The organism is Nocardiopsis sp. MG754419, assembly GCF_018207095.1.
Classification (GTDB): domain Bacteria; phylum Actinomycetota; class Actinomycetes; order Streptosporangiales; family Streptosporangiaceae; genus Nocardiopsis.
The window spans coordinates 1-5,626 of sequence record NZ_QOCZ01000234.1 but is presented as its reverse complement, the minus strand read 5'-3'; the positions used below and the strand labels follow the sequence as shown (position 1 = coordinate 5,626).

At 67.7% G+C, this 5,626-nt stretch carries 5 protein-coding genes; 1 reads left to right on the top strand and 4 read right to left on the bottom strand.

All coding sequences use genetic code 11. From position 1 onward, the window contains the following. Positions 1 to 1,130 precede the first annotated feature (1,130 nt). The 4 genes from DSY14_RS26615 to DSY14_RS26600 all read right to left on the bottom strand — a co-directional run bounded on the left by DSY14_RS26615 (position 1,131) and on the right by DSY14_RS26600 (position 3,731). The gene (locus DSY14_RS26615; protein WP_307851344.1) at positions 1,131 to 1,667 is read right to left on the bottom strand and encodes a hypothetical protein; all 537 of its coding nucleotides are present in this window, start codon (positions 1,665 to 1,667) and stop codon (positions 1,131 to 1,133) included. 172 nt (positions 1,668 to 1,839) lie between these two features. Then, positions 1,840 to 2,361 carry a DUF4352 domain-containing protein gene (locus tag DSY14_RS29075; protein WP_249188517.1) on the bottom strand — a complete coding sequence of 174 codons (522 nt, stop codon included), beginning with the start codon at positions 2,359 to 2,361 and terminating at the stop codon, positions 1,840 to 1,842. Between the two features lie 10 nt (positions 2,362 to 2,371). Then, positions 2,372 to 3,409: an OmpA family protein gene (locus tag DSY14_RS29070; protein WP_249188516.1), complete on the bottom strand. Its 1,038-nt coding sequence runs from the start codon at positions 3,407 to 3,409 to the stop codon at positions 2,372 to 2,374. Between the two features lie 58 nt (positions 3,410 to 3,467). Further along, a complete protein-coding gene (locus tag DSY14_RS26600) occupies positions 3,468 to 3,731 on the bottom strand; it encodes a hypothetical protein (RefSeq protein WP_211719360.1) in 264 nt (87 codons plus the stop codon). Positions 3,732 to 4,559: 828 nt separating this feature from the next. On the opposite strand from DSY14_RS26600, the gene DSY14_RS26595 reads away from it, so the two are divergent. Next, the coding region (locus DSY14_RS26595) for a TIGR04222 domain-containing membrane protein (RefSeq protein WP_211719359.1) at positions 4,560 to 5,626 on the top strand (1,067 nt) is incomplete at its 3' end.

Sequence of the window (5,626 nt, the reverse complement as noted above, 5' to 3'; positions counted from 1 at the left end):
GGGTGGGGTCGGGCCGTCCCCGTCGGGCCGACGGCGCGTGTCGGCACGTCCCGGGCCGGGTTCACCACACGGGAACAGACGCGGAGGAGAGCGCGGGACGGGGCGGACACGGCACTCGGCCATGCGTCGGGCCGCGATGCGCGGCCCGCGACGGTGCCCGTGATGAAAGAACCCGTGCCCCCGCCCTCGGTCAGAGATGCCGACCGAGGGCGGGGGCACGGGGCGGAGACGGCGTGGCGGATTCCGACTCGTCCGGCACGTGACCGGAACGGTTCCCGACCGACCTTTCGGGGTCGGGAACCCCCAGGCTGCGGAATCGCGCCCTCCGGGCGGGGCCCGCCCCCCGCTTCGGCGCCGTCTCCTGGTCCGGGGTCACCTGCGCAGCGGTGACCTGGTCATACGAGGCTGCTCGGCGGGGGCGACGTCCCTGGGGCTGCGCCGAGTCCGCGAGATCGAAGGTGCGGCCCGACCTCCTGGGGGGTGAGAGGTCGGACCGCCGCGCCGTCCGCAGAAGGAGCACGAACGGCGAGTACGCGCGGCCGGGCCCCGTTCCGCCGGGCTCCTGCGCACCGGTCGCGCCGGGCGGGGGAATGCAGGAGTCCGGAAGGGGCGCCGCCACCGGTGGAGGGGCGTCGGGTCTGGTCTCGGGACGTGCGCCCGTTCGAGCGTCGGGCCCAGAAGGGGCCGTCGATGGTCGTAGGCGTGTCGTGCGGTGTGTTGTCCAAGCCGGTTCCTGACGCGTCGGGGGCTCGCTGTCGGGCGGTCCGAGTGCGGATACGAGGGGTACCCGTGGATCCGTGGAGACGTGGAGCTGTAGGGCACTCGTGTGACCACCGTGCAAACGCGTGGTGGCCGCCCTACATCTCATGTTCCATGGCGAGCAACGCAACGTTGCTTTCGCTGGACACTCTGCCGCAATTGAGGCGAAATGTCGTGGCTGAGAAGGGGCATCCTGTGGCCGAATCCGGCCAGGATGAGAAACCGCAGGTCGCGAAGGGTGGGCTCGCGGCAGAGCAGTACGAGCGAACAGGGCGTGGGACACCGCACCGAGCCGTGGAACGGGCACGGGGCCGAGGGCCGTCGTCGTGCCCGTCTCCGACGCCCGAACACGCGCGGGGCTCAGGTCGGGTTCAGTACGTCTTGGTGCCCTGCCAGTAGGACCACGCCTGGCAGGGGGTGCCGTGGGCGCTCTCGATGTACTCCAGGCCCCAGTCGATCTGGACCGAGGCGCTCTCCCGGTACCCCTCGGGCATGGGGCCGTGCACGGCGGGGTTGAAGCCGGCGATGCCGTGCGTGCCGTACGTCGGGTCCACCAACTGAGGGTCCCACCCGGACATCTGGCTCCACATGTCGTCCAGGCAGGTCCACTCCTGGTCGGTCCACCCATAAGCGCGGGCCGACTGCATGGCGATGTTCTGGTTGTCCGAGTGGTCGCTGTTGCCCACGCCCCACTCGTACTCCTCGGGGGCGTCCGGACGGTCGTGGTCCACCCAGGTCTGGTCACCGCACTCGGGTCCACCGACCAGACAGACCATGTCCCGCACCCCGTTGTTGAACGTCGTGCTGAGCTCGCTCTGGTAGACCAGCGTGATGATCGCCGCGGCGAAGACGGTGACCACTCCGACCTCCACCAGGCCCGCACCGCGGTCCCCGTCCTCGGGGCCCACAGGACGGAGTCGGCGCAGGACGTGGCCTCGCCGACGCGTCGTCGACGGACGGGCCCGACGGTCGCGCCGGCGCGTGGGCCCGGCCGGTGAGGACCGTCGCGCGTCCCCGTGTGCGGGGCGGTGGGGGGTGGACAACGCCGCCTCCAGTGAAGTTCGGGTGGACAGGGGAGGGTCAGGAGATCGGGATGTCCTCGATCGGCTCGAACCCGGGGATCTCGAGCGTCACGGTGTCCACGTCCTCGGGGACGGAGTACATGGACCAGTAGGCGACCTGCTCGCCGGGGTTGATCTGTTCCTTGAAGTCGAAGGAGAGATTTCCAGAGCACAGACAATTCCCGGTCGCGTCCATCAGGGGGTGATGGCGTGCCGCACCGTCGTCGGAGGTGACCGTGACTCCGGAGAAATAATTGAGGTTGCTGTACATGTAGGACCTGCCGGAGGGCCAGTTGAAGTAGGCCGCGGCATTCCCGATGTTCTCGATGCTCCATGTCACGGAGACGAAGGAGCCGGATTCGCCTCGTTCTGCCAGGTGCGCTTCGGCGGAGAAGCCATTGCTCCTCTCCTCGTTCGAGGAAGCGGTGCCGAGTGTCTCGAGATCATCTGTGCGAGGTGCGGCGAGCACGCTGGAGGAGGCACTGATCGGGAGGGTGACCACGAGTGCGGTGAGAAGGGCGAACCGGAGTCGTTTCAACATCTACTTCCCTCTACTTCTCGAACGTCACACTGACGCGACGGTTGCGCTCGCGGCCTTCGTCCGTCTCGTTGTCGGCGATCGGGTCCGCGGATCCATGGCCCTCGACTTCGAAAGTGACTCCCTCACGCGTGATGAGGTCGTCCAAGGCCGATTCGACGCTCTCGGCCCGATCGCGGGACAGGGGAAGGTTGATGGAGTCGTTCCCCGTGTTGTCGGCGTACCCGTCGACCGAGACGGTCGTGGAGCTGGCATCGTCGATCTCCTGGGCGACCTGCTCCAGGATCTCCCGGGCCTCGTCACCGAGGTCTGAGCTGTTGGTCGCGAACAGCACGTCCGAGGACAGCAGAATGCTGACCTCTTCCGGCGTCTCGGTTCGTCCGGTCTGGTCGTCTTCCAGGCTGTCCGAGATCGCCGTGAGACTGAGCACCTGTGGCTCGGCGAGGTTCTCGTTGTCGATGGACTCGGTGGAGGTGCTGATGGGGATGTCGACCAGCGGGGGCGTGATGGGGGTGAGAACGGTCATTTTATCGAGATCGTCCGGAGGTGCGGGAAACGCCACCCACAGGGAACCCGTTCCGCCGGGTTCCACGGGCCCCTCCAGGCTGCTGCAGAAGCAGTTCCCGTTGCTCTGGTCGTAGCTGATGTACCTTTGCTGATTGATCTCGTCAACGAGGCTGACATTGCTTCCGGAAAGATGATCGCTTGTTTCCGCCATGAGGAAACCGAGGTCGAAAGACTGTTCCGAGTCGTTCGTGATCCCTAATTGCAGTCGCAGGAGATCGCTCTCGAGTCTCTCGAGGTCGTGGACCTCGATTCGCAGGTCGGACCCGATGTCGGTCGACGTGCTCGTGGACGAGGCGAGTACGTCGGAATCCGGGTCTTCCGGATTCTGGTCGGTCTGGTCCGAGGCGGGGGGTGTGGGTTCTCCCTCTTCCTCTGAGGGGGCTTCGGAAGAGGTGACGCAGCCAGAGGTGAGAAGAATCAGTGCGGCAAGAATGGACCCACGGGATGTGCGCTTTTTGGGGTCAGTGGTGTTCTTGAGGATCAAAGTTTTCCTGTTCCTCTGGCTCGAGGCCAAGGGCGCGACCGGGTGCTCGGAACCAGCTCTACGGAGTGGATTCGGGCAGGGGGGCGGGAACCGGAGCGGATTCCGGACTGCCGGCGCCGTTGAAAATGTTGCCGACCGCCGAAGTGATTCCCTGGATAATGGTGTCGCCGATGCCACTTCCGTAGAGTGCCGCCGCGACAAGTCCAACGAAGACGATGATGGCTCCGTACTCGACGAAGCCCGCACCGGTGTCCTGGGACGCGGTGACCGTCGGCTTGACCATGGTGCCGAGGTCGGCCCAGGACTTGGGAGTGAAGTTCATGGGTTGACTCCTCGTCGGGGGAGGGGGTTGCGTACGTCTCCGGTGCCGCACAACGAGCTTGTGAAGGACCTGATCAGAGGTCCGTCAGGGCCCGCTAGACGGGTGCCGGGAACTCCTACCACTCCACTATCGGTCCGGGGGCGGTGGGTCGCGCTGACTTCTGGCCGGATGTGGCCAGGGATCTTGACGGTCATATCGGCCACACCGGCACCGAAGTCTACTGGGAGTGGCTGAGAAGTGCGGTGGAGTTCGGGTTCGGCGGACCCCGACATCGACCGCCTTACTCCTCGAGTGACCATCCGACTCTGCATGGCGCCCATGATCGCATGCCTCATTTCCCGTGTCGGCGAGAGGGTGTATTCGCCTACGTTCACTCTCACGAGCTCTGACGAAGAAGACCTCGTCGGGCAGGTTCGAGCGCAAGATCTTCACCGAGTGTTGTCCTCCGTCGCCACACCATCACCTTCGCTCTCTTGAGTAGACCCCAAGAGCACTCCTCACTCCCATTCTTGGAGGTGGCGACTCAAAGGTGTGGGCCGAGTCGTCGTCCGACCCGGTGGAGGGCCGCACCTCCCTTCTCACCGTGGCCGAGGTTCGACCTCTCCGGCGCTACCCCTCAGTGCCATCGCCGAGCCCGCCCCGCCTGCGAAGACTCCTTCTTCTCCCTTCTTCTGGGTTGTACCATCGAGCGACTCCGCCGTCGGTGCCGGCGAACCGGGAACCGTTTCGCCCGCCCGCCCCTCTCACCAGAACGGCTTTCCCCACTTCGATCCCCTTCACCACGACCGTTCCCCTGACGCGGTCGTGCGGCCTGAAAGGTCCCCCGCCTTGGACGACCACGTGTTGCTCCCCGCCCTCCTCGGAATGGCCCCGGGCCTGCTCTTGGGCGCCCTGACGGCCGTCGACCTGCTGCGAGTCGACCGCGGGCTCCGCCACCACGTCGATCGGGTTCCGGCCTCCCCCGGATTCACCGAGGCCGACTCCATCCCACCGACGGAGCTGGCCTATCTGTCCGGAGGGCGGGGGAGGGTGGTACAGGTCGCCTTGATGGACCTCCTGCTCACCGGCCGGGCTCGGGTCCAACGCAGCGGTGGCGGGATCACGCTGGTCGGGGCGAACCGGCCCTACGTCGGTGAGAAGGACCCGGTCCGCCGTGCGGTCGTGGGGGCCTGGCGCGGGAAGGTCGCACTGACGCCCGACGCACTCATCCACGGGGTCGCCCGGAGCGGGGCGATCGACCGGGTGCGCGAGGGACTGGCCTCGCGCGGTCTGTTGGCTCTCTCCGAGGAGGTCACCGCTCTGGCCGGCCGGCGGGGCCGGGCGAGGAACCTGCTCGGTGCGCTGCGACTGCTCGGTGGGCTGCTGGCGGCCGTCTCCGTCGTGGCCCTGATCGTCCAGGCCGCGCCGCACGCCTGGGCGATCGCCGGGCTGTCGTTCGGCGTGGCCCTGGGTGTGCCGACGAGCCTCGCCCCCGCGCTGGTCGCCGCGCACGCCCACCCCTTGGGGCGTAAGGATCCCGAGCTCGTGCCGATCACGGAGTCGGGGCGGGAGGTGGTGCGCCGGGCGGCCGATCGGTACCGGCTGTCGACGGGCCGCGGGCGCTCGCTGGACCATGACACGGCACTGCGGTTCTGCGCCGTGCACGGCACCCGGCGGATGCGGGACGCGGGTCGTGCCGGGAACCGCACCGTGGAGCGGGGCTCCTCCGACTCTCCCGTGCTGGTGGCCGGCGGCGAGTCGTCGGCGAACGCGACCGGTGGGGGCGTGGACTTCGGCTGGGACCAGGTGTGCGAACTCGCCGGTGACTGCGCCGACGGCGGCGGCTGGGGTGGCGGTGACTCCGGTGGTGGCGGCGGCTGGGGCGGCGGTGACTCCGGTGGCGGCGGTGACAGTGG